21 protein-coding genes are annotated in these 25,974 nt (G+C 42.0%); 6 read left to right on the top strand and 15 right to left on the bottom strand.

All coding sequences use genetic code 11. The annotated features are described in order from the left end of the window. Positions 1-48: 48 nt before the first annotated feature. The gene (locus HWQ39_RS09640; protein WP_292843692.1) at positions 49-279 is read right to left on the bottom strand and encodes a DUF6737 family protein; all 231 of its coding nucleotides are present in this window, start codon (positions 277-279) and stop codon (positions 49-51) included. Between the two features lie 62 nt (positions 280-341). After that, the gene (locus tag HWQ39_RS09645; RefSeq protein WP_292843693.1) at positions 342-1,961 is read right to left on the bottom strand and encodes a cyclic peptide export ABC transporter; all 1,620 of its coding nucleotides are present in this window, start codon (positions 1,959-1,961) and stop codon (positions 342-344) included. 339 nt (positions 1,962-2,300) lie between these two features. Here HWQ39_RS09645 and HWQ39_RS09650 point away from each other — a divergent pair, with 339 nt between their 5' ends. Next, positions 2,301-3,956, top strand: coding sequence for a B12-binding domain-containing radical SAM protein (locus HWQ39_RS09650; protein ID WP_292843694.1), 1,656 nt, complete (start codon positions 2,301-2,303; stop codon positions 3,954-3,956). Here the strand turns inward: HWQ39_RS09650 and HWQ39_RS09655 are convergent. The 3 genes from HWQ39_RS09655 to HWQ39_RS09665 form a co-directional block, all read right to left on the bottom strand. Next, positions 3,953-4,354, bottom strand: a complete 402-nt coding sequence (locus tag HWQ39_RS09655) for a DUF1636 domain-containing protein (protein WP_292843695.1) — start codon at positions 4,352-4,354, stop codon at positions 3,953-3,955. The two genes, HWQ39_RS09650 and HWQ39_RS09655, sit on opposite strands and share 4 nt — an antisense overlap. 154 nt (positions 4,355-4,508) lie before the next feature. Then, a complete protein-coding gene (locus HWQ39_RS09660) occupies positions 4,509-5,720 on the bottom strand; it encodes a hypothetical protein (protein WP_292843696.1) in 1,212 nt (403 codons plus the stop codon). Positions 5,721-5,758: 38 nt separating this feature from the next. Beyond that, a complete protein-coding gene (locus HWQ39_RS09665; protein WP_292843698.1) occupies positions 5,759-5,950 on the bottom strand; it encodes a CbtB-domain containing protein in 192 nt (63 codons plus the stop codon). Positions 5,951-6,327: 377 nt separating this feature from the next. On the opposite strand from HWQ39_RS09665, the gene hpnJ reads away from it, so the two are divergent. The 3 genes from hpnJ (at position 6,328) to hpnI (ending at position 10,220) form a co-directional block, all read left to right on the top strand. Further along, positions 6,328-7,782 carry a hopanoid biosynthesis associated radical SAM protein HpnJ gene (hpnJ, locus tag HWQ39_RS09670; protein ID WP_292843699.1) on the top strand — a complete coding sequence of 485 codons (1,455 nt, stop codon included), beginning with the start codon at positions 6,328-6,330 and terminating at the stop codon, positions 7,780-7,782. Positions 7,783-7,859: 77 nt separating this feature from the next. Next, entirely contained in the window at positions 7,860-8,768 is a 909-nt protein-coding gene (gene hpnK / locus HWQ39_RS09675; protein ID WP_292843700.1) for a hopanoid biosynthesis-associated protein HpnK, read from the top strand. 240 nt (positions 8,769-9,008) lie between these two features. Continuing rightward, positions 9,009-10,220, top strand: a complete 1,212-nt coding sequence (gene hpnI, locus HWQ39_RS09680; protein ID WP_292843701.1) for a bacteriohopanetetrol glucosamine biosynthesis glycosyltransferase HpnI — start codon at positions 9,009-9,011, stop codon at positions 10,218-10,220. A gap of 131 nt (positions 10,221-10,351) precedes the next feature. Here the strand turns inward: hpnI and HWQ39_RS09685 are convergent, their stop codons facing one another. The 10 genes from HWQ39_RS09685 to HWQ39_RS09730 form a co-directional block, all read right to left on the bottom strand. Continuing rightward, the gene (locus HWQ39_RS09685; protein ID WP_292843702.1) at positions 10,352-11,965 is read right to left on the bottom strand and encodes an iron uptake porin; all 1,614 of its coding nucleotides are present in this window, start codon (positions 11,963-11,965) and stop codon (positions 10,352-10,354) included. 169 nt (positions 11,966-12,134) lie between these two features. Beyond that, positions 12,135-13,181: a Gfo/Idh/MocA family oxidoreductase gene (locus HWQ39_RS09690; protein WP_292843703.1), complete on the bottom strand. Its 1,047-nt coding sequence runs from the start codon at positions 13,179-13,181 to the stop codon at positions 12,135-12,137. 140 nt (positions 13,182-13,321) lie between these two features. Then, positions 13,322-14,722, bottom strand: a complete 1,401-nt coding sequence (locus tag HWQ39_RS09695; RefSeq protein ID WP_292843704.1) for a sugar porter family MFS transporter — start codon at positions 14,720-14,722, stop codon at positions 13,322-13,324. A 116-nt stretch (positions 14,723-14,838) separates the two neighbouring features. Beyond that, positions 14,839-15,837: a ribose ABC transporter permease gene (locus HWQ39_RS09700; protein WP_292843705.1), complete on the bottom strand. Its 999-nt coding sequence runs from the start codon at positions 15,835-15,837 to the stop codon at positions 14,839-14,841. Then, positions 15,834-17,390, bottom strand: a complete 1,557-nt coding sequence (locus tag HWQ39_RS09705; RefSeq protein ID WP_292843706.1) for a sugar ABC transporter ATP-binding protein — start codon at positions 17,388-17,390, stop codon at positions 15,834-15,836. The genes HWQ39_RS09700 and HWQ39_RS09705 overlap by 4 nt, the downstream gene beginning before the upstream one ends. Positions 17,391-17,829: 439 nt before the next feature. After that, positions 17,830-18,858: an ABC transporter substrate-binding protein gene (locus HWQ39_RS09710; RefSeq protein ID WP_292843707.1), complete on the bottom strand. Its 1,029-nt coding sequence runs from the start codon at positions 18,856-18,858 to the stop codon at positions 17,830-17,832. A 73-nt stretch (positions 18,859-18,931) separates the two neighbouring features. Beyond that, positions 18,932-19,933: an ABC transporter substrate-binding protein gene (locus HWQ39_RS09715; RefSeq protein WP_292843708.1), complete on the bottom strand. Its 1,002-nt coding sequence runs from the start codon at positions 19,931-19,933 to the stop codon at positions 18,932-18,934. A gap of 960 nt (positions 19,934-20,893) precedes the next feature. Continuing rightward, on the bottom strand, positions 20,894-21,790 hold the full coding sequence (locus HWQ39_RS09720) for an inositol oxygenase family protein (RefSeq protein ID WP_292843709.1): 897 nt from the start codon (positions 21,788-21,790) through the stop codon (positions 20,894-20,896). A 498-nt stretch (positions 21,791-22,288) separates the two neighbouring features. Further along, positions 22,289-22,612 (bottom strand): DUF1815 family protein, encoded by a 324-nt coding sequence (locus tag HWQ39_RS09725; protein ID WP_292843710.1) that lies wholly within the window; start codon positions 22,610-22,612, stop codon positions 22,289-22,291. A gap of 138 nt (positions 22,613-22,750) precedes the next feature. Beyond that, the gene (locus HWQ39_RS09730; protein WP_292843711.1) at positions 22,751-23,260 is read right to left on the bottom strand and encodes a gluconokinase; all 510 of its coding nucleotides are present in this window, start codon (positions 23,258-23,260) and stop codon (positions 22,751-22,753) included. Positions 23,261-23,459: 199 nt separating this feature from the next. On the opposite strand from HWQ39_RS09730, the gene HWQ39_RS09735 reads away from it, so the two are divergent. Continuing rightward, positions 23,460-24,491, top strand: a complete 1,032-nt coding sequence (locus HWQ39_RS09735) for a LacI family DNA-binding transcriptional regulator (protein ID WP_292843713.1) — start codon at positions 23,460-23,462, stop codon at positions 24,489-24,491. A 26-nt stretch (positions 24,492-24,517) separates the two neighbouring features. Next, entirely contained in the window at positions 24,518-25,948 is a 1,431-nt protein-coding gene (uxaC, locus tag HWQ39_RS09740; RefSeq protein ID WP_292843714.1) for a glucuronate isomerase, read from the top strand. Positions 25,949-25,974 lie beyond the last annotated feature (26 nt).

A 25,974-nucleotide genomic window follows, 5' to 3' on the forward strand; every position in this document is an offset into this window, starting at 1 on the left:
AACCAAATTCTGAATTTTGGATTGAGTCTAACCTGAAGTAAGCTCGAATTACTCTTTATAGGACTCCAAAATACCACTGCGAATCATTAGTTGAGGCCAATACAACACAAAAAATCCCATCCATATTACTACAGGGATGGAAACGAGAATTGTTAGCCAGATAGTTTTAAATAGTAACCAGCTACCACCAATCAGTGTTACACCTGTGAGAACTATAGACCAAGGCTGACACCACCAAGGTTTGTAGTTCCAGGGACTTATGGGCTTTTGTTCAGACATTGGTTTTATTTAGTAAAACTCCAAATATTCCTTCATTAACAATTATGAATTGTTTTGACAATTTAAGTTTTGTCATACTCGATTTTTCCATAGTAAAGTTTGATAATTCGGTCTGCTAAATGAAAATAGCGATCGTCATGGCTAATCACCAGCACTGTTTTACCCCGCGATCGCAGTTCTGGTAGAAGTTGAGTGTAGAATATTTCCTTGAATACCGGATCTTGATCGGCTGCCCACTCATCAAATAGATAAATTGGTCGATCTTCCAAGTAGGCTGTGAGCAAAGCTAATCGTTTACGTTGTCCTTGAGAAAGAGCAGTGGTAGAAAGTTGGCCGTTTTCAACTTTCACTTTATGGTCTAGTTGCAGTTGTTTTAAATATTTTTTAGCTTGCTCGTCCAAGTCAGAATTTTTTAATCCTAAAAGTTCTTCAAATAAATAAAAGTCGGAAAATACCACGGAAAAATGCTGGCGATACCATTCTCGATTCTGTTCGCTAATTAGATCGTCATCAAACAAAATTTCGCCGTTTTCTGGGATGTAAAGTCCGGTAATTAGTTTAGCTAATGTAGATTTTCCGCTACCATTACCGCCGACAATGAAGACTAATTCTTGAGGATAGAGTGTCAAGTCTATGGGGCCAAAAATAAAGCTATTGTCTTCTTTGTCTGTATAGTAAGTGTGGGTAACACTTTTAAATTTTAACCTGTGCCAGTCAGATTTTAGGGCAGGCGGAACAGTGGATATTTCCGTTCGACTTGCTAGAGATAAACCGAGGGATTCGATTTTCTGTAAAGCAATACTGGCTTTGCTTAATAGAGGAAGTTTGCTGATGATGTTATCCATTGGTAACACCAAGTAAGTGAAGGTCAAAATGTAACCAGAGAGAGTTTCGGGATTGATGGTAAGCAGATTAGGTAGCACAAACAGTACAAAACCGAGGGCAAAAAAGAATATGAGTTGACCCCAACTTGAAGTTATGGCAAAAAGGGTTAGACCATGAACGTTGTGATGACGGAACTCGTTAGCAGTCGATTGCAGTTTTTCTGCTAAAAAGTCTTCACGCCGCCGATAGTTTAGTTTGAGTTCCTTGACTCCTTCGGTAATGGTGCGAAAATGTTTAAACAGATGATCTTCATCTTCACGAGCTAGGGTCAGCAATTGCCCGCCTCGGTTGAGTAGCCACTGACAACTCGCGATCGCAACTACTGAAATTCCACAAACCATCAGCAATACTAACCAAGAGAGCCAGGTTATATATGTTATACAACCCAGGACGATCGCTAAATTAATAAAAATGAAAGGCATCTGATAAACAGCATCAGCAACCGCCTGAATATCTTCTGTGAGAGTTGCCAATAATCGAGGATTCCCTAAGCGTTCCAGATGACTCAACTCGGAAGCGAGAATCTGGCGACTTAAACGCATCCGCAATTGCAAGACTGCATTTTGAGAAAGACGAACTAGCATCACTTGAGAAATGATACTGGTAATTAGTGCAACTATTGCCAGCCCCGCAAACCCCCAAATTATCGATGTGAGCCGGGAAGCACTACCAGTACTAGCAGTATGGCTAATTAAGGCAATCAAGCCAGCACTACTACCGCCACTCAAAAATCCGGTAGCGATCGCGATCGCCACCATCCCCCACGAAGAACGCAAAAGAAAGTAAATCAAATTCATGACAGAGGCCTATACCCAGTTGGATACAACAAAAAATGAAAATCTCTCTTTTTATATCCCATGCGCGATTTCCATAATTGTTGTTTGCCAACCAATTAAATTTGCATTGCTAGGCGAGATTTTATATTTTACCAGTTAAACACCCCTTCAAATATCATGATAAAGCAGGCAGAAGGCAAGATTGGGCGATTTAGAATCGCTAGAACTTTTATTTGAGCAAAAATACATTTCTAATCCCTTCTGCCTTCTACCTTTCTTTGGTAAGCTAGTTGGAATTACAGCTAATTATGTCAATAAACTGTCAAATTACCTGCTCAGTTTTCCAGGGTGAAATTTGCAATGACTGTAAATCTAAAGTCTTCAGAGAAACAAATTAATGTCGCGGTCGATTCCAAAACCGCTCCTGTCACTCAAGGAAGCCGCTACGTTCCTTTGCACCATCGACGCATTCTGTGTATCTTTCCCAAATACAGCCGCTCCTTTGGTACTTTTCATCACGCTTACCCACTTATGGGTAAAGTTCGGGCTTTTATGCCACCCCAAGGTATTTTAATTGTGGCTGCCTACTTACCGAAACAATGGGAAGTGCGCTTTATTGATGAGAACGTCAAATCAGCAACGAGGGGCGATTACCAATGGGCTGATGTGGTGATTGTGAGTGGAATGCACATCCAGAAACCACAGATTAATCAAATTAACGAACTTGCCCATCGAGCGGGGAAAATCACCGTTGTGGGTGGGCCTTCGGTATCTGGGTGTCCAGAATATTATCCTGAATTTGATATTTTAAATTTGGGTGAATTGGGAGATGGAAGCGATCGCATGATCGAATATCTAGACCAAAATCTGGAACGTCCCCAACAGCAAATTCGCTTTGAAAGCAAGGAACGTTTACCCTTAACAGAGTTCCCAACTCCAGCTTATCATTTGCTGAATATCAATGATTATTTCCTGGCAAATGTCCAGTTTTCTAGTGGTTGCCCTTATCACTGCGAGTTTTGTGATATTCCCGAACTCTATGGCAACAGTCCCCGGATGAAAACACCAGAGCAAGTAGTCGCGGAGTTAGACGCAATGCGACAATCTGGCAATTTGGGGGCAGTGTATTTTGTTGATGATAACTTTGTTGGCGATCGCCGCGCCGCTATGAAGTTACTTCCTCATCTAATTGAGTGGCAAAAACGCAATGGCTACCCTATCCAGTTTGCCTGTGAAGCAACGCTGAATTTAGCTCAAAGTCCAAAATTGCTAGAAATGATGCGCGAAGCTTATTTTTGCACAATCTTTTGCGGCATCGAAACACCAGAACCAAATGCCCTCCATGCGATTTCCAAAGACCAAAATCTGAGTATGCCGATTTTAAAAGCAATTCAGGTTTTAAATAGCTATGGGATGGAAGTAGTTTCAGGAATCATCATTGGGTTAGATACAGATACACCAGAAACAGCAGACCGAATTATCGAATTTATTCGGGCATCGCAAATTCCCATGTTGACAATTAACCTACTTCATGCATTACCTAGAACTCCATTATGGCGGAGATTAGAAGCAGAAGGACGACTTCTCTTTGATGAAAGCCGCGAATCAAATGTTGAATTTTTGATGCCCTACGAGCAAGTTATTGAGATGTGGCGACGTTGCATCACAACTGCTTATGAGCCAGAATTTCTATATGAGCGGTTCGCCTACAATATGGAACACACCTATCCAAATCGCATCGAAATTCCTAACAGCCCATCTCGCGCTTCTGCGGCTAATATTCGCAAAGGTTTAACTTATTTAAGCAATATTTTGCTGCGGGTAGGCTTATTTAGTAACTATCGTCAGACTTTCTGGAAAATGGCCAAGCCAGCACTAAAAGCAGGTAATATTGAAAACTTGATTCACGTTGGACTTGTCGGACATCATTTGATTAAGTTTGCCCAAGATTGCGCCAAAAACGAAGAATCAGCTTCGTTTTATTCCCAAAAAATCCTCACCAAAGTCCGTAGCTAATGACACGGCGGCAGAGGTGGAATCCGGGCGATCGCTCCGGCTTTGAGTAGTTCCGGGCGCTTGGCGTAGGCGAGCAAGCCATCCGGCTTGGCGTGATACTGAGTAGCACAGTCAAGTATGGCAGTTGCTGTCTGCTCTACACGTTCAGCATCAGCAGATAGATCGCCGAATAAGTAGGTGTGTTTGTTAGGAGAGACGAAAGCAATTGCACAAACCTGCTCGCAAACACCCATACATTCAACAGGTTGAATCGAGAACTCATTTTGTAACGCCCAGTCATGATATAGGGTTTGTAATTTCTCTAGCAGCCGTTCACCGTCGCTTTTCGCAACATCCTGTTTTGTCTGATGACTACTTCCACAGATTGTGCAGACAAATATAATGTGTTGTTGATTCATAGATAAATTGCAGGGTTCAATTTCTCATCCTGTGTCTATAAAAATTCATGTCGAACACTCAATGTATCCGACATGAATTTTAGGCAATCAGCCTGTTTGGTCATTGGTGAAGAAACTCAGGGCAAATGTATTTACAACCGAGGTCGATACTGACTTACGAAACACTACGCTTCCAAGTCAACCCGGTGCGCGGAGTCTGCCTGTGTCGCAGCCACAGTCCTAGCAACAAACCAATTACCACAATTCCGGTGAAATAAGTCAGCGAAATCAACCGAACAGCCATCGGCGGAGCGACACCTTCAACTGGAATATTCTCTGCTACTTGGAATGGCTGAAATTGCTCTTTTGCGTTTGCTTGCGGCGCGACCTCGACAACAACGCTATGGGGGGCACCGTCAAAAAATTCCTGCTCCCACGCTAATTTTCCGTTGCTGTCTGGAGTCCCCTGATAAGCAAATGCCACCCAATTATTTTCGAGTTGGGTGGTTGTTACCTTCAACACTACATCTGTTACAGGTTGGCTGGTTTTAGGATCGCTGACGCTAACCTGCAATTTGGCAGGTTGACCCACCGTTGCACTTTTGTCACCCGATAATTGCATATAAAGTCCTTGAGACTGCAATTTAGCGGGTTTACCAGAGGACGGAATTTCTTCTCCCATACCTGGCATCGACATGTGCGATTCGGCAAGTTCAGCGCTGATATTGACGAATAGGAGTGCAGCGATCGCTACTACAATTAATCCACTCAACAATAATCGCACCCGTTGCGGGGCAATTTCTCCCGGTTGAATCGCTTGTTTGCCCCCAATTACCCAACCTCCTAGTAGTCCAACTGCCAGCAAAATTACAACCAGTATCCCAAAGTAGCGAAACTTTAAGGGATTTTCCGGCAGTGTCAGCGTCAGAGTTTGCTGAATCGGCTCAAACGCATTGGCAACAAGCGGAGTAACTGCTAGCTGGAGTTGATACGTTCCCCGGATCGGCAGGGTTTGTTGAACCTGCAACTGCCCTGTTGGGGCATTGCCCTCAATGTCCAGCAACTTTGTCCCTTCGACGATCGGAAAATCTGTTGTGAACCAGGGGTTTTTACCAGGGGTGAACAATTGCAAGTGGATTTTGGCATCCTTTAAAGATTGCCCTTGAGCATCGAAGGCTTGGAGCATCAGCTGCACTGGCGGATTGTAATGCCCCGATCCCAACACTGTAGTGGCTTCAGCCTCAAGAGGTCGAACCTGATTAATCGGTGGATTAGTTGTTAGCCGCACCGATGGTTGAGGGGATTGGGCAAGTCCGATCCAACCATACAGGATAATTCCGATCGCGCAAATCGCACCGATCGGCTTAGACCACTTAAATAAGGTCATTTGATTTCTTCACTCCTGCTAATCATTGACTCAATCAACTAATGGCAACTCACCATCAATGTGTGGTGACGCAGAGTATGAGTTGTGTCATGGATAGCGGGGTATGTAGTGAAATAAATTGTCCACAGAGTCAAAGAACACAGTGCAATATAGAGCGCAGATTGTACAGGCACTGATAGCACTTGACTGGTGACTTTTTGCTGGATCGAACTAGAAGATTGAACTGTCATTTTGTACCTCGCATTAATGGTTGATTCGGCAAGCATTCTGACTTTTACACTCAGCAGTGAACGGTAAATGACTGAAAACAGATGAATAAGACTCTGTATGAGCCGTCTTAGCATACTGAGCCAGCTATTTCGTTTTCACTCATGAAAATTACTTATATTGACATAGACGTAAGGTTTAGTAAAACCTATCTAAATGACAAGGGTATTGCAATCTCATGTCAAAAGTGTGACTAACTGGACGGTCGCACTCAGAAAGAATTCCCTAGACAAGCCAATTAGGGATTAGCAAAAAAATTTAGGACTGGGATCGCATCTGCTGCCCTTTAGGTTTTATCCTAAAAAAGTGTTAGCTAAAACCTGCAAAAGGAAATCTACCTGTGAAGAAAACTTTGTTTCTCAGTCCTCCTTCCTTTGATGGATTTGATGGTGGCGCAGGTTCTCGATACCAAGCCAAGCGTGAAATTACCTCTTTCTGGTATCCGACATGGCTGGCACAACCCGCAGCCCTTGTACCTGGTAGCAAGCTGATTGATGCACCCCCACACGAGCAAACAGTTGAAGATGTCATCGAAATTGCTCAAGATTACGAGCTAATTATCATGCACACCAGTACGCCTTCACTGCTTAATGATGTAAAGTGTGCCGAGACAATTAAAGCTCAAAACCCTGATGTTAAGATTGGCTTGATTGGAGCGCACGTAGCAGTCTTACCAGAACAGACGTTGCTGGAAAACCCAATCATTGACTTTGTGTGTCGTCACGAATTTGACTATACCTGCAAAGAAATCGCAGAGGGTAAATCTTGGGAAGAAATCACAGGTTTAAGCTACCGCGATCGCCAGGGTAATATACGTCATAATGAAGACCGCCCCTTGATTCACGATTGGGATTCGATGCCTAGTGTCTTGCCGATTTATCACCGTAATTTAGATATTACTAAATACTTTATTGGCTACTTGCTGCATCCATACATTTCCTTTTACACTGGGCGGGGTTGTCCAGCAAAATGTACCTTCTGCCTTTGGCCGCAAACAATTGGTGGACATTTATACCGTACTAAAAGCCCCGAAGCAGTTGGGCGCGAGATGGAAGAAGCCAAAGCCATCTTCGGCGACAAGGTGCGAGAATACATGTTTGATGACGATACTTTTACTATAGACAAACAGCGTGCGATCGCAATTAGCGAACATCTGCGGCGACTCAAACTGACTTGGAGTTGTAACGCCCGTGCAAATCTGGATTATGACACCCTCAAAAAACTACGCGATAACGGCTTACGCCTACTTTTGGTAGGATTTGAATCTGGCAATCAGCAAATTTTAGATGGCATTAAGAAAGGAATCAAGCTGGAAGTAGCGCGCAAGTTTATGGAAAATTGTCATAAACTTGGCATTACCGTACATGGCACATTTATCATTGGTTTACCCGACGAAACGCCACAAACAATTGAAGAAACAGTCCGGTTTGCTTGCGAGATTAGTCCTCATACAATTCAGGTTTCGATTGCCGCTCCCTATCCTGGAACAGAACTTTATCGTCAAGCACAAGAAAATAATTGGTTTAGCAACAGTTCCTTAGTTGCTAGTTCAGGAATTCAAATGTCTACGCTGCAATATCCAAATCTCTCCAGTGCTGAGATTGAAGATGCAGTTGAGAAGATGTATCGTAAGTTTTACTTCCGTCCCAGAGCGATTATCCCAATTGTTGGTGAAATGCTCATCGATCCTCAAATGTTAGTACGCCGCTTGCGTGAAGGGCGGGAATTTTTCTCATACTTGAAAGACCGTCGCACTCAAGCAACAGCGAAAGCAGAATCAGTAGTTGTTGGTTAGTTGTTCATTTTGAATTTTGGATTGGATCAGCGTCAGTCTAACTCAATACCTCAATTATCAGAAAAAATATAGAATATATGCCAGCACAACGTTTCGCCATCATCAATGGTGATGACTTTGGTTTTTCTGAAGGAGTTAATCAAGCAATTATCAAAGCACACAAAGAAGGAGTGCTAACTAGTACCAGCCTGATGGTGAGCGCTGATGCTGCAAAAGAGGCTATCAACTTGGCAAAGTCCAATCCAAATTTGGCTGTTGGACTACATCTTGTGTTGATATGTGGACGTTCTGTTTTACCGCCAGAGCAAATTCCCCATTTAGTTGACAAACAAGGTAACTTTTCCAATAGTCCATTTTTCGCCGGGTTGCGCTATCAATTTGTTAAGGAAGCCCGTCAAGAACTGCGACAAGAAATTCGCGCTCAGTTACAAAAATACCGTTCTACTGGTTTGCCTCTTTCTCATGTGGATGGACATTTGCATTTACATGTCCATCCGGTTGTCTTGCGTATTTTAGTTGACTTGGCACCAGAATTTGATATTAAAGTTATTCGTCTTCCCAGTGAGGAATTGGGGATGACCTTGAGAGTTAATCGCAGTCATCTATTGACAAAGCTAGTTTGGTCAGGAGTATTTGGCAGACTACGCCGCTATGGTGAGAAGCTGCTTGAGTCTCAAGGTATTAGTTTTACTCAAAGAGTTTATGGCTTATTGCAAACTGGTGGCATTACAGAGGAATATTTACTTGGGTTGATACCCCAAATTCAGGCAAATTTGGTAGAGATTTACTCTCATCCAGCGATGCCTACGGCGAGCAACTCTTGGAGAGGCAACGCCAACGCAATTAACGGCGATTCTTTAAATGAAGAACTAGGGACGGGTGAAGCAGAACTTGCTGCCTTGTTAAGTAGTAAGGTACGCGAAGCGCTGCTGAATAATGGCTTTGAAATTACCAACCACCATTTTCTATCCGAACGCACCATCTAAATTTGATTTTCCAAAATCTTTAATTAATGATAATTAATCCTAAAACTGTCTGTGCTTCATTCAGATAGTTTCGGAAATAATTAAGCCAGCTAAAAATATTTCGTGAAAATTTAAAAGTAAAATTTCTCTAAAGTAATCACTTTGTCATCCCAATTTCATTTAACCTACATAAAAAAATCTTAAACTTATCGGCAAGGAATCTGGAAAATGCTAATGTTACCCGCCTGCTAATCAATGTTTATGTTTGTATCTACCTTCGTAACAAATATTCACCTGGTTTTCATTGATTTATTACTAGTTTTATGCGTTTCATCGGTCTGGTTTTATTGCTATGCAATTTATGCAGCAATCACTTTTTTTGCTGCTCCCCAGCCAATTGATCTAGATTTCCACCCACCTGTTAGTATCCTCAAACCCATTTGTGGACTTGATAGTGATACTTATAAAAACCTAGCCTCATTTTGTCAGCAGGACTATCCAGAATATCAAATTATCTTTGCAGTACAAAACTCTCAAGATCCTTGCATAGAGGTTGTAGAGAAAATCATCCACAATTTTTCAGATTTGGATATTTTGCTGATTGTAAGCGATCGCGTCATTGGTACAAACCTCAAAGTTAGCAACTTGGCCAATGCCGCAGACAAAGCTAAATACGAAATTCTAGTCCTTGCTGATAGCGACATCAGAGTTGGAAGAGACTATTTGCAAAGAGTTGTCCAACCGTTGCAAGACGAAAGCGTGGGTGTAGTCACTTGTATGTATCGCTCCTCAGCTAAAGGATGGATATCGACATTAGAGGCTATTATTACTACGACTGAGTTTCATGCTGGAGTTTTTGTCAGTAATCTTAAGGAAAATGGTGTAAAATATGCTTTTGGTTCCACCATTGTCATCCCTAAAAAAGTACTAGAAGCCATCGGTGGATTTGAAGCGATCGCTGATTATCTGGCAGATGATTTCCAACTCGGCTATCTACCTGTACAAGCAGGTTACAAAGTTGTGCTTTCCGACTACATAGTTGAACATGTACAGATAAGCAACAATTTAGTTGATGCTCTCAGGCGACAGATTCGTTGGGCGCGTGGTAAACGAGTTTCTCGTCCTTGGGGTTATTTAGGACTCATTTTTACCTATGGTGTCGTTACCAGCTTGCTGCTACTGATTACTACTGATGCTTCAATAGTAGGATGGTTAGGACTATGTATCTGTTGGGCAACAAGATTACTGATGGCTTGGATCGTTGGTACTATTAGTTTGAAAGATCCAATAGTCAAAAAATTTCTGTGGCTCGTTCCTGGGTGCGACTTGTTAAGCTTTGTTATTTGGTGTTTTGGCTTTATTGGCAACACTATAGAGTGGCGTGGGCAGCACCTAAAGCTAACTAAAGATGGAAAACTATTATTACAAGAAGATAAAAGTTATCAATTATCAATTAAGGTTTTGACTAGTTAGTTATAGCAGTTCCATTCAGATGTGCATATCGCGATGTGTAAGGGCACGGCATTGCCGTGCCCTTACGAATGTACTCACGCACATTCATCCCACGCTCCGTCTAGTGAGGCGTGGGACTTCTGCTATTAGAGTTAAAAATCGAAGGTTGTACGAAGTACACCCACATACTGCGTATCATTTCTGCTGTCATTTTCTGGGTTGAGAATCACCCAAAAGCCAGGAGTAACTGAAATATTGTCGTTCAGACGGTAACGATAAAATGCTTCGATATGATAAGCGTTGTTTCGTTCTTGACGGACATCACTGTTAGAGACATGCGGTGGTATACCAAAGAGAATTCCTGGCAGATTGCCTCTACCACCCACATCGGGAAACGACACACCAATCGCCCCAAACCAGACATTGGCATTGTCACCATTGTTCACAAATAGAGAATCTGTTCCACCCCTACCATTAGAAATATCACTCACACCAGAACTCTTGGCATTTGCCCAAATATATCCACCCCAAGCGTGGACTTGGAAATTTGGGGAGAAGCGATAGTATCCCTGTGTGCCGACAATATCGTTGGAAGTAGCAATGTTGTTGCCAAAGGGAGCGTTTGACAAGACGCTACCTGTCCCAGCGGAGAGATCGATTACTCCAGCAGGGGTATAGCCATGAGAATAGGCAACACCTATCGCTCCTTGCTTACCGTAATAGGCTAAATGCGCTAGGGCATTGTAGCCACCATCAAACAAGCCGTTGCTCCCCGATGGCACATTGGGATTGTTTGCTAAATAGCCTAAGGTGAGAACCAAGTCTTTGGTGATGTTCCAGTTAGCGGCTGCACCACCACCACCTCGCCGGAATAAGGGACTGTATGATCCAAAAAGTGAGGGAACCCCATTGCCGTCGTCAGCAATTGTGGGGGGAGTGACGGTGGTTGAAATGTCGGTGTAACCAATGCCTGTAGGCCCAACAACGAAGTTAAGGGATTCACTGACTGGGAAGTAATAACGGATGTGGGGGACAATAAGTGTCTCGTTGCTGTCATAATCGAAGTTCAGGCGTGTCATCCCTGTGCCTGTGGCTGCGGCAATTTGGCTTGCACCATTGGAATTCGCAAAGTTGCCAAACTCTAGCCGGACTCGCAATAAATCTTTGCCAGTGAAACTGCTCTCAAAGTTGAGACGACCCCGATTTGCAAAGTAGATGCGGGATTCATCATCTTCGCCACCTACTCTATTACCAAAGCTATCACTAATGGCGGTAATAATTTGAGCATTCAACCTAGTAGTAGTGGAAAACTGCTGCGCCTCCAATGTTGCTGTATGCGCCTCTACGGTATCTACTCGTCCACGCAGAGTTGTTAGTTCTGTGGCAAAGTCTTGCTGCAACTTTTGCAGCACTGCCAAATCTTGCTTATTAACTAAATCGCTAGTAGCTGTGGCAATTAACTCATTAATCCGATCCAAACAAGCATTTAAACCTGCGGCAAACTCATAACGGCTTAAAGCACGGTTCCCGCGATAGGTAGAATTGGGATAACCTGCAATACAGCCGTAGCGTTCCACCAGCGATTGCAATGCACCAAATGCCCAATCGGTTGGTTGTACATCAGAAAACTGAGAAACAGAAGTGACTTGTCCCTGCAAACTCCTATTAGCATCTGCTGCATTCGGATCGTCTTCTGGAGGTGCTGCCCAAACTGCTGGAATTGCCAAAAATAGAAGAGAAAAGCTATAAAAAAGAGTTTTGATCATTGGTTTATTAGTTGAAAATGGTTTAAATCTGACTTTGTAACGAAAGAGTACAAGAACCCCACCCCCAACCCCCTCCCCGCAAGCGAGGAAGGGGCTAAGATGTACCTTGTATGATTAGGAAACGCTATATGAGCTAATCTACATATTTTGATTTGGGGTTTTAGGTCACTTAAAGCAACGCTATGAGTTTTTGCTCATTGCTGCTTTTGATAGCCGCTTCTATAATTCGCATTACATTAATTCCGTCTTCGGCGGTAACAGCAATTGGCTGATTATTAACAATAGATTTATACACAGCATCGTAATAGCCTAAATAGCTACCCTGTGAACTTTTGACTTTTTCTCGAATTACTTTTGGGTCTTTTTCTGTATGCAGCAAGCCATATTCACTTTCCGGCTCTGTATACCAATCAAGTGTGTTGGGCTTCATACCCGCCACTAAATACTCTTCTTGCTTATCGGCTCTGCTTTTAAGAAAAGAACCCTTCGTGCCATGTATGATATAGGCTGGCGCAGGTTCACGCACAAGGAAGCTTGCTTTTAATTTGACGCGCAGTTTGTCGTAGTATAGTATCAACTCAAAATAATCATCTACCTGCGATCGCATCCTAGTTATGCGGATGTCTGCAAAAATAGCATTAGGCATTCCAAATAGATGCAAAGCTTGGTCTATTAAGTGCGGCCCTAAATTATTTAATGTTCCTGCCCCCGGACTTGGAGCTTCTACGTGTTGTTTATGGCTGAGGGTTGGTTTATATCTTTGAAACTGAAATTCTGCTTCAATAATATCACCTAATAAGCCTTCTTGAACAATTTTTTTGACTGTTTTAAAATCACTATCCCACCTCCGGTTTTGATATACAGATAATTTCTTTCCCTGTTTTTGTGCCAATTCTTTCAGGTTTTGTGCTTCTGCTACTGTTGTAGTAAATGCTTTTTCTACCACTACATGTTTATCTGCAAGCAATGCCTGTTTAGCATAATCGTAATGGGTATAAGTGGGTGTATTTACGACCACCAACATTACTTCTTTGTCTGCTAGCAACGCTTCTAAAGAAGGATAGCTTTTGACATCGGGATAATGTTCTTTTATCAGCTTTTTGCTTCTTTCCCAAGAACCTGCTAATTTAAATCCTGGATGCAAATCAATAAACGGCGCATGAAATACCATGCCGGATAAACCAGAAGAACAAAGAGCCGTATTGATAGTTTCCATCTTTTTCGTGATTGACTGAAGCGAGAGTTTTTATTTAGTTGTTGTCTAATATTTGTTTCCTGGATATATGATCGCAGGAGAGAGCAAGGGGAGAGAAAATACCTCTCCTCCTCTACAATTTACGAATTACGAATTACGAATTACATATCTTCTAACTCAATTCCTTTGGTTTCTTTAATAAAGAAGAGAATGAAAAAGAATGAGGTAGCTGCTGCAATTGTATAGAGTCCATAGGCAGAACCTAGACCGAAATATTGCAGTATGGGAGGAAATGTTGTGGAAATCACGAAATTCGCAACCCATTGTATGGCAGCTGCAATCGAAAGTGCGGCGGCTCGAATTTTGTTATTAAACATTTCTCCCAACAGCACCCAAACCACTGGCCCCCAAGAGAAACCGAAGCAAAATACATAGAGGTTGGCTGCAATGAGAGCCATAGTCCCAGCGCTGCCGGTAAGATTGGGGTTTCCAGTAGCATCGAGGGGAGCATGGCCAAAAAGATAAGCCATCGTCCCCAAGGTGAAGGTCATGCCAATCGACCCTACTATAAGTAAGGGCTTGCGACCAAATTTATCTACGAAGGCGATCGCAATTAGTGTTGTAATAATGTTGACGGCTCCTGTAATCACCGTGATTGATAGGGAATCTTTTTCGGAAAAGCCGACAGCCCGCCACAAAACGCTGCTGTAGTAGAAGATTACATTAATCCCAACAAATTGCTGTAATACAGATAAGCCTATTCCTACCCAAACAATGGGGAGGAGTCCGCCACTTCTGCTTAAGAGGTCAGAAAATCTGGGTTGGCGTTCACGAAGCACTGTCTGCCGAATTTCTTCGATTTTTGGCAGTACGTCGCCCCCTAAAATCTTGGTCAGAACGTTAGCGGCTTCTGATTCTCGTCCTTTGGCAACCAAATAACGGGGAGATTCAGGAATTGTTAAAGCTACCATCCCGTAGAATACTGCTGGTGGGACTGCTGTCCAAAACATCCAGCGCCAAGCTGCAACCCCAAACAAAAATGGCGAGTCTGCTGAACCTGCTGATGTAGCGATAAAGTAGTCGCTCAATAAGGCAACGAAAATTCCCACTACGATCGCTAATTGTTGCAGAGATCCTAATCTTCCTCGCAAATGGGTGGGAGAACATTCGGCAATGTAAGCTGGGGCGATGACGCTAGCAACACCGATGCCAATCCCACCCAATACTCGCCAAAAGATAAAATCCCAGATAGTAAAGGCAAGTCCAGAGCCAATGGCACTGATAGTAAACAACACCGAAGCGACGACCATTGCGTTGACTCGACCATAACGGTCTGCAATTTGTCCAGCAAAGAAGGCTCCTAGCGCAGATCCCAGTAAGGCTAGGGACACAGCCAGCCCTGTCACCCAACTACTGGTGTTAAAAGCTCTTGCTAAAGATAAAACCGCGCCATTGATTACAGCAGTGTCAAAACCGAATAAAAACCCGCCGAGGGCAGCGGCACCAGCTATCAAAATGACATAAAACGTGTTGGCTTTACGACGAATAGTAGTAGAAGACATAGTTTATATATTATTGGGAATTGGGTATAGGAGGCAGAGGGGCAGAGGGGCAGAGGGGAAAGACTTACTGCAACTTCTCCTCTGCTCCTCTGCTCCCCTGCTCCCCTGCCTCTTTTTTACCGTCTAGAACGTCTGCGTAACCGATCGATCATTACTGCCAAAATAATTACTAGTCCTTTGACAACTAGTTGCCAGAAGTAAGAGAGGTTCAACAAGGTTAAACCGTTGTTGAGAATCGCAATAATCAATGCACCTATAAGTGTACCGCCAATGGTACCAATACCACCCGTAAAGCTGGTTCCACCTAAAATAACAGCTGCGATCGCATCTAATTCATAACCCTGACCTAATACGCCACTGGCACTATAAAGACGGCTGGCGCTCATGATTCCTCCTAAGCCTGCCAGCAATCCGCTAATACCATAGACGAATAGCAACACCCGATTAACTTTAATCCCTGTTAATCTAGCTGCCCGCTCGTTACCACCAACGGCATATATCTGCACTCCTAAGACAGTCTGCCGCAGCACAAACCAGCTAGCTATCACAGTCAGTAGCGCAATTATCACTAGCCAAGGAATGGGGCCGACGTATGTATTACCCACCCAAGCAAAATTGATGTCCCGGTTAATCAGGGTTGTCCCCTTGGCAATCAAGAAGCCCACACCCCGTAAGGCGGTAAGTGAACCCAAGGTGACAATAAAAGGTGGTACATCCAAGAAGGTAATGAGCGCACCGTTAAGTAAACCTAAGAGCAATCCTGCCAGCAAGGCAGCAGGTACAGCCGCCCAACTTAAAGCCGGTAGTAGCGATACCAGCAATGCAACTACAGCAGAAACAGCCAATATTGACCCAACTGAAAGGTCAATACCGCCGGTAAGAATTACAAAGGTCATTCCTGTCGCCAGCACAATATTGATTGATGCCTGACGCAAGATATTGACGATGTTACCGCCGGTGAGGAAGTTGGGAGAAAGGAATGCAAATAAGATGCAGATAATTACTAGAATTGGCAAAATACCCGCAACTTCCAACAGAGTGCTGATTGATTTCCGGTTGCGATCTGCGGGATTGTTGGCTGATTTATTGATAGGCGGTCTGACTGTCTGACTCATAATGCTGATACCTCCGATGCTCCAGTTGCGTAGTGCATAATCTTTTCTTGGGTGATTTCTTTGCCAAGACTGCCATCCAGTTCGCCTACCAGCTGTCCTTCTCGCATCACCAAGACGCGATCGCTCATACCAACAATCTCTGATAGTTCGCTGGAAACCATTAAAATAGCAACACCTTGCGCTGCTAATTCGCTCATTATTCGGTAAATTTCACTTTTAGCACCGATATCTACGCCGCGTGTCGGTTCATCTAACATCAACACTCTCGGTTTAATGGCTAACCAACGCGCTAGCAGTAGCTTCTGTTGATTACCACCAGAAAGATCCAATGCTCTAATTTCCAAATTGGCTAGACGGATATTAAAATTTTCCACCGCGTCTGTTGATAGCCGATTCACTGAAGGCCAGTTAACAATCCCAGCCCTTGCATCTTGTTTGAGTGTGTTGATAGCAATATTCTTGCGGGCGCTCATCTCCAGAAATAAACCTTGGTCTTTGCGGTCTTCGGGGACGTAGCCAATTCCCACAGCGATCGCATCACTGGGCGTATTAATGTCCAGTTTTTTGCCATTCAAGAATACTTCACCACTAGCTTTACGGTCTGCACCAAAAATCAGCCGGGATAGTTCTGTGCGTCCGGCACCAACCAGCCCAGCTAAACCCAGAATTTCTCCAGCATGAAGTTCAAAACTAGCCGGCTCAATCTTCTTGCGGGCGTCGCTCATATTTCTGACTGACAGCACCACTGGGCCAGGATTCATTTGCCGTTGATGTTCGTAAAAGTCTTGCATGGAGCGACCGACCATCATCTGCACCAATCGCTGGGGAGAAATTTCACTGCGTGTCAGACTGCCAATATATTGACCATCACGCAACACGCTAATCCGGTCAGCTAGGGCATATATTTCTTCCATCCGATGGCTGATGTAAATAATAGCAATGCCATCACGCCGCAGTTTGCGAATGACCTCAAATAAATGGTCGCTCTCGCGGTCAGACAATGCTGCTGTTGGTTCATCCATCACCAAAACGCGGCTTTTATCTTTCAGCGCTCTGGCAATTTCCACTTGTTGCTGTTCGGCGATGGACAAAGTACCAACTATAGTCTGGGAGGTAAAATTAGCTCCCAGGCTCTCCAGTACTTCTTCTGCTTCCAGTTGCATCGCTTTGCGGTCTAAAAGCTGACCTCGCCGCAACTCGCTACCCATGAACATATTTTCGGTAACGGTTAAATTCGGTGCAACATTCAGTTCTTGATAAATCAGATTAATACCCGATTTGCGTGCCGTCGCCGGATCGGTAATTTTCAAGGGTTGACCATTGATGCGAATTTCTCCTTCGTCGGCAATGTAAGCCCCTGCCAGGATTTTCATCAATGTGCTTTTGCCCGCTCCGTTTTCACCCATGAGGGCGTGAACTTCTCCTGGGTAAATCGTGAGATTAACATTTTGAAGCGCAGATACACCATGAAATCGTTTTGTAATTCCTTGCATTTCTAACACTGGGGTGCTAGTTGGTGTATCAGAAAGTGAGGTTTCAATATTTGTTGTCATGAGCAAAACCTGTAAAAACTAATTAAAATTAGCGATTGTGAATTAGAAACTAATAAACTCATATTTAATTGATCGCAAAATCATATTTTAAAAGCTGACTACTAGTTTGAAAATAGGGAATTGGGAAGAGATATTTTCATACTTGGTTGTTAACGTTACTTAATAGAAATTGTTGAGAAAATTTGAGTGCTATAAATAAATAGACACTCAGATTTCCCCCTGATGCACATACATAGCGGTTCTCAATTGGGTGCAGCAGAGTTTTAACCTCTTTCTAAACCCATCTTTTTATTAAAGAAAATACAGGAAAAAAGATGAGGTTTGGTATTAATTTAAGTGAAAACCGCCAGACATTTTAGGTATGTGCAAAAACTTTACAAATACGCCAAAGGATTGATATCAAAAGGCATATTTTTCAATTGCAAATTCACAATTTCTATTACTTCCAGCCTTTTTCTGTGCTGACGTTATCTTTTGTGATCAACTTAACTGGAATCAAAATGGTGGAACTGCTAGGTTTTTTCCCATTTAAGATGTCGTTGCCAACTTGAACTGCTTTTTCAGCCATCCCTCGCGGATTTTGAGTAGCAGTTGCTGCATATATACCATCTTTCGCTGCGATCGCAGTTATTGCTTCTGGCGCACCATCAACCCCAACAATAAAGAAATCTTTACGTTGTGCTTGGTTCGCTGCTAGTTCTGCGCCGACTCCACTCGGATCGTTAATAGCAAAAACCGCATCAATCTTGGGAAAGGTTGTCAGCAAATCAGTCATAACTCTGAGTCCTCCATCCCGACTACCCTCTGCATTTTGGTTTTTGGAGAGGATTTTGATATCAGGATATTTAGACAATACATTCTCGCAGCCAGTAACTCGCTGAATCACCGAGTCCACAGGCGGCCCGTTAACTATGACAACATTGCCTTTACCTTTGAGGCGGTCAGCAATATACTTGCAACTAACTTCTCCAGCTTGGACATTATTAGTCGTAATGGTGGCATCTACACCTCCTTCCGCACCTGTATCTACCGCAATGACAATTCTACCTGCTTGTTTAGCTTTTTCAATTGCTGGTTTAATACCACTTTTATCAGCAGCATTGACGATAATGATGTCAGTATTGGAAGCCGTGAAATTTTCAATTTGATTGCTTTGTTGGTTGAGGTCATAGGCACTGGAAACTACGGTAACATTGACATCCTTACCGCCGATTTTCTTTGCTTCTGCCTCAGTTGCTTGTCCCATGAGGACGAAGAAGGGATTACTTAAATCACCAACGGTAAAGGCAACTGATTTTAATTTTCCATTGCCAGTGGCAGTTTGAGTCTCTGCACTGGTATTGGTAGCAGGTTTAGTATCAGTGTTAGTAGCTGTGTTGCCATCGGGAGAACCATTTGTACAGCCGACAAGACTACCACTGATGATACCTAGTAAGCTAGCTGCGATCGCAATCTTTTTCACATTCATATATCTCCTACAAGTCATTCTGACTTACACAAAATTTGGAATCGATGTATTTAAAAAAACGGGGAATTACAAATTACCAGCCTTGATAGCTGCTAAGATTCTCTCTAGTAACCAACTTGACTGGAATCAGAATATTTGATGACTCAGGTTTTTTACCCTCGATGATATCGTTGCCAATCTGAACCGCTTTTTGAGCCATCCCTGCGGGATTTTGAGCAGCAGTTGCAGCAAATACACCATCCTTATCTTCCATTGCTTTGGTTGCATCTGGCGATCCGTCAACCCCAACAATAAAAAATTCTTTGCGTCTTGCTTGTTTAGCTGCTAAATCTGCGCCGACACCGCTTTGGTCGTTAGTGGCAAAAACAGCATCAATTTTGGGAAAGGTTGTCAGCAAATCGCTCATAACTCTCAGTCCTCCATCCCTTGTCCCTTCAGCGTTTTGCTCTTTAGAGATGAGTTTAATATTCGGATATTTAGACAATGATTTCTCACAGCCACTCACTCGCTGATTGATTGAGTCCATCGGAGTACCATTGAGGATGACTACATTACCTTGACCTTTGAGGCGATCGGCAATATATTGACAAGCAACCTCACCAGCTTGGGTATTGTTGGAACTAATCATTGCATCTACATCTGCATCAACGGCTGAATCTACTGCAATCACAACCCTACCTGCAAGCCTTGCTTGGTCAATAACTGGTTTAACTCCTTTTTTATCAACAGCGCTGAGGATAATAAGGTCAGTATTCGCAGCCGTAAAATTTTCGATTTGGTTGGTTTGTTGGTTTAGATCAAAGGCACTAGAAACCGCATTAACTCTGATATTACCTCCGATTTTCTGAGCTTCTGTCTCAGCCCCCTTCTGCACTGCATTATAGAATGGATTGCCTAAATCACCTAAAGCTACGCCGATTGTTTGCAATTTTTTATTTGGAGTACTAAGACTCTCTACACTTATATTAGTAGCCTTGTTAGTATTACTAATAGCAGTGTCGCTATTTTGAGCGCCATTTGTGCAACCAACAACCGCGAAACCTAATATGCCAACTATCAGCGTAATTCTCTTCATATATATCTATTTCTAACAACGGATTTAAATTTGAGAAAGGTTAGCAGAATATAAATCTGTAGAGTGATCACAATATATAGGTCTGAAAACTTTAGACCTGGTTAGTGATGTTACTAGCTTTTGGAATTTCAACTCCAAAGGTGTTCTAATTTCGATACGGTTCGTTAAGGGCTACTGGCAACAATTTTTGCTTTTCGAGACGCGATAAATCCCCGTCTCTACAAGTATTTTGTTGCTCATTCTGAACTGTATTGCTTTTAATCTGACCCAATTGGAGTTATTACTGTTAGTTTCACGAAACTAGATGTTTTGTTTTTAAAGCAAAGCTGTGAATATTACACTACTTCAAATAATCACATTATTTTCTGGTGAAAATAATTCAATAGTGCGTAGTCTAAAAACAGCTTTTACATGAAACTTCCAAAAATTAGTTTTATTAAACTTGTAAATCTTTATTTGTTTTGACTTGTTTCATTTTATATCGCTACAGTGAAAAAATTAATTTTGTTTATTGAACTTTACAAACAAAAAAGAGTTGAAATCTCTTTATATAACCTCAATTATTCATTGCAAAGCATCTGCATAAATTCGCCTATTTAACATTTTTTTCAATGTTAAAGTTTTTAACATTTCTCAATCAATCTCCTTCAGAAAAGATACTGTTATAGCAGGGAAAACTTTGATTATGAATGCCAGATTTTGATAAATGTAAACATCCTTTAGTTATATTTTTTTACTTAACTCAAATCTGCTTGGCAAAACTGCCCTCTGCCTTTCTTCGGTAAACAAGATGCTTTTTAAACCTGATTAGGGATAAAGAATATCTGCATATCTGTTTTATTTTGTTACAGATGTGTTGGGTTAAGCAAAGTGTATTGCTTCTTACTCTATCCCTTCATAGATAGAGGATTCTGAATTGTGACTCCTAAATTCGGAATTCGGAATTATTGTTCAAGCAGTTTAAAACTTTAATGTTGCAGGTAAATATTTAGCCACCAAATCTTCATAGTATGGTTTTAATTTTTGCCAATCAGGAAGAATAGGGTTTTTTGAATACAAATCGTAGGGATTGAATAAATTCACCCATTTAAACATTTCTTTATCATGTTTATCCATCAAATGCTCATAAGCATTTTCACGATGTTGAGGATAAAATGAGTGATAGCGAAGCATATACAATGCAGGTTCGGGCAAATAGTTTTTCATCATTTGATAAAAATACTCATCATGCCCCCATGATATATGTACATTACTCAATCCACAGTTAGGCTCATAAATGCCATATTTAGTGTTGTAGTCGGGGTTATTATAATCAGGATTTTCCTTAAAGAATTCTGAGAAAACAATCTTATCAGAAAATTCACAACCTACAGGATAAGTATCGCCTACGGTAGCCCATTGAGGTTCACCAAACAGACAAAGCACTTTCCCCATATCGTGAAAAAAGCCAGTAAGTACCATCCAGTCAGGATGACCATCAGTGCGAATGGCTTCTGATGTTTGCAATAGATGCTGTAATTGATCCATGTCTGTATCAGGATCGGAATCATCAACCAATTGATTCAAAAATTCGACCGCATTCCAAACAGACATTTCTTTTTTATCAAACTTCAAAAATTCTTTTTCTTTGTGAAGTACAAAATCATAAGTTTGATTAATATGATTTAACCGATAAAACTCTTTTACTGTATCTCTAATAGTCGTTTCGTAATTTCTGTACTCTTCAGTGCTTTTACCTTCTTTAACTATGTTTTCTGGATCGGGATAGCGATTTAGTAAGTCTTCTTCCCATTCTTCTAAAGAATATAAGGGATTGTTTTGAGCTTGAGTAAATACATGATTTAGAGTTTGCGACATATTTTCCTACTTGTTGATTTGTTAAATAATACTTTTACATTCCTTTTTATGCACACCTGTGCAAAAGATTCATTAGACTTATTTTTTAATTTTTGCACACGTGTGCAAAAATGTATGTTAAGTTTCTTTTCGTCTTTGGATACCTGTGTATGATTGACTGGTGAGAGTTGTCTGTCACCCCTTCATCTACAAATACATGGGTAGAGGGGCATCGCTGATTGCGGCATGAAAAATAATTTTGCATTATTTCAAAATCCTTGTAGAGACGTTGCAATGCAACGTCTCTACATCCAAATTCTATACCTCGATTCAGCAACACTGGGTAGAGGCGTACAATTATACGTCTCCTCTATGTTAGATTTTTGAAAATGGTATGATTATCAGTTTATACACACGTGTGCATAAGACTGTGTTAGATATTAGTTTATCTTTTGTTTTAAACACGTGTGCATAAACTATGTTAATTTTTTTATCAAATTCAGCCAAGGGAATCGTTAATTATTTTATTAGTTGCATGGCAGTGGAATACTTGACAATATTAGCTAACTCTTGCAGTTGGCTTATCGCTTCTGCACCTTCCAACTTCATTAATTCGCGATCGTCCCACAATTCCATCCAAGTAATCCCGTAATCAGAGACTAAAAATCGAATCAGGTGCTTTTCTCTGAGGCTAACCATAAATGAAGCACTCTTCATTTGGTCGCCGCATGTATAACATGACGCAGTGTAACCACGCCGCTCAAGTATAATTGTCAAGGCTTGCAGGCTCATTACCAAGTCTTGAACAAATTCTCGATGTTGTTGTGCTAATCTTAAAAACACTAGTTTTCTCCTACCACTTTAAGCTCTGTGGTTAATTTGATATCTCTTTAGACTTACATCTGATGTGATTTAGTTGCCAAAAGTTCATGTTTTCGTATATACGTGATTAATCTTAATATTACGGTTGTCACTAATAAGCTAAATTTTCAAAGTCGTTCTAATATTTTCGACAATTATCTGGGGTGGCTGTTCAACATCAATACATAGAGCGTCTAATGGTTCTTCAAGAGTATAAAACTGGCTATCGAGCAGTTTTTCACTCATGTAATGGTTGCTACGCTCTTGTAACCGCATTTGAATCAACTCATAAGACCCTTTGAGGTAAACTAGCTTGATGCGATCGCCCTTGGCATTGGCGATGCGATCGCTATCCAATACCAAAAATTTCCGATAGCTATCTTTTAAAGCCGAACACGCCAGCACCACATTTTTATGATCTTGCAGCCAATGTTTTATGGCGGTTTGCAAATCTTGTAACCAAGGCATTCTGTCATCTTCACTCAGAGGGATACCGCGCCGCATTTTCTCAACATTCTCTGGCGAGTGGAAAGCATCAGCGTCGCTAAATTCCCATTCTAAGGAGTCTGCTAGTAGTTTTCCGATAGTGGTTTTTCCAGAACCAGACACACCCATTACGAAAATAATCATTTTTTTCTTAATAAAAGTTAAACTAATTCGGAATTGGTAATTTGTAACTTGCAATCATTGACGGAGGTAAAAGTGAGGACTTTTAACTCCTTGCTATACAAAATGTGAGTTGTATTAAAATCTCTTGACAAATCACGATTATTTTCTATAATACATACAATTGCACACGTGTGCAATATTTAAAAGCTAAGATAAAATAATGAATAAACGAAGAATTTCAATTGAAGATATTGCCCGCAGAGCAGGCGTTTCTCATTCTACAGTTTCACGCGCTTTGCGAGATAACGCTCTCATTAGTCCGAAAGTGCGAGAAGAAATTAAGCGACTGGCAGAGGAGATGAGCTATGTGCCGAATGCTATTGCTCAAAGCTTGCAAAATAAACGTACTAATACGATTGGTGTAGTAGTAACTTCAATTTCAGATCCCTTTTTTGCAGAGGTAGTAGAGGGAATCGAGAAGATAGCTAGACCAGCGGGTTTGAGTGTTTTATTGAGTGCTTCACACCGAGATTTTGATCAGGAAATGGCAGCTATTGATACTTTTCATCGCCGTAGGGTGGATGGGATCTTAGTAGCCGACTCACGAATTAGTAAGCAGCATATCAAGCAACTCACACAAATTGCTGTGCCAACGGTTCTGATTAATAGCCAGACGGAAGATCAATCGGAAATATTTCACTCAGTAGAAATAGACGATCGCTTAGGTGCTAAATTAGCCACAGAGCATTTAATCAGTTTAGGACATACTGCCATTGGTTATCTGGGTGTAGGCGATCGCAGCAGATCGAACCAGCAACGCCTAGAAGGATATCAAATAGCCCTTGCTGAAGCTGGTATCCCACAAAATACTGATTGGGTTTCAATTAGTGATGAATATGATATCAGAAGAAGCGATGTTGCCACTGGGCAAAATATGCTTGCTAAACTATTGGCGGCGGAAGTTACAGGCATCTTTTGTTACAACGATATGGTAGCAGTTGGCGCTCTGTTAGCTTGCCAAGAATTAGGTATTTTAGTACCGCGAAATTTAAGTCTGGTCGGATTTGATGGTATTGCTTTGGGCAATTACGTTACGCCAGCGCTGACTACAGTTAGTCAGCCAATGTTAGAAATTGGTGGCTATGCTATGCAAATGTTACTCGATTTAATAGAAGAAAAAACAGTGGAAAACCGCGTTTTATCTCCTTTTCTATTAAAGCGTGGTAGTAGTGCAGCATTATTAACAATTTAAAACTCAAAACAATTTATACAAAAATTATGTTAACTAAAAGACCGAGTTTATCTCCCGATCGCTGTTTTTCTCCAGAACCAGTTCAAAGACGACTGGCACATCAATTTTTTGATAGCATATCTGCGTTACCTCTAGTTTGCCCACACGGACACGTAGATCCAGCTTTGTTAGCTAATCCCGCAGCCCGTTTTGGTTCGCCGACGGAATTACTAATTATTCCTGACCACTACCTTTTACGGATGCTATACAGTCAGGGTGTATCTCTGCAAGCTTTGGGCATACCTACTAATGATGGTTCTCCTGTAGAAACCGACCACCGCAAAATTTGGCAATTGTTCGCCGACAATTTTTATCTATTCCAGGGTACTCCATCCGGGTTGTGGCTGAAAGAGGAACTAACTAACGTCTTTGGGGTGGATGAACCTTTAAATTCTCGTAACGCAAGATATATCTATGATTGTCTAGAAGGGTTGTTAGCCTTACCTGAGTTTTCCCCTCGTGCTTTATTCAAACGCTTTAATATCGAAGTGCTTTGTACTACCGATGCCGCCAGTGATAACCTAGAGAATCAGCGATCGCTCCATGAAGAAGGTTTTACTCAAATTAGACCAACTTTTCGCCCAGATGCAGTGGTTAATCTGGATGCTCCTGGTTGGCGGGAAAATCTTACCAAGTTGGAAAGCACTATTGGTAGAGAAATTAACACTTACGCCAATTTTGTGCAAGCTCTCGAAGAACGTCGAGCTTTCTTTAAAAAAATGGGCGCGACAGCTACCGATCAAGGTGCAGCTACACCTTATACCACACGCCTTTCTGAGCAAGAAGCTGAAGCTATCTTTGCGAGAGCATTAATCGGCAAGCTGAATCCAGGTGATGTAGAAAACTTTACCGGTCATATCTTCATGGAAATGGCGCGGATGAGTGTGGAAGATGGGTTGGTGATGCAAATGCATTGTGGTGTGATGCGTAACCATAATCCGGCTATATTTGAGAGATTTGGAGCTGATAAAGGTGCTGATATTCCCATAAAAATAGAGTGGACTCAAAATCTGCGTCCGTTGTTGTCAGCTTATGGCAACGATCCACGCTTCCATCTAATCATTTTTGGTATGGATGAAAGCACTTATAGCCGCGAGATGGCTCCGTTAGCTGGTCATTATCCCAGTGTATTGCTCGGCCCGCCTTGGTGGTTTCATGACAGCGTAAATGGTATGGAGCGTTATTTCAATCAGGTAATGGAAACTGCGGGAATTTATAATACTGCTGGATTTAATGATGATACACGGGCTTTTATTTCGATTCCGGCTCGTCATAATGTCTGGAGGCGGGTAGCTTGTAATTGGTTGGCTGGATTGGTTGCGCGGGGGTTGGTTGAGGAGGAGGAAGGGTATGGTATGGCTCGTGCTTTGGCTTATGACCTCGCTAAGGTTGCTTATAAGTTTGAGAGGGGAATTTAAACGCAAAGGGGCGCGGAGGGAAGCGC

The sequence above is a fragment of the Nostoc sp. NMS8 genome (assembly GCF_017115045.1).
In the GTDB taxonomy this organism is placed as follows: Bacteria; Cyanobacteriota; Cyanobacteriia; order Cyanobacteriales; family Nostocaceae; genus Nostoc.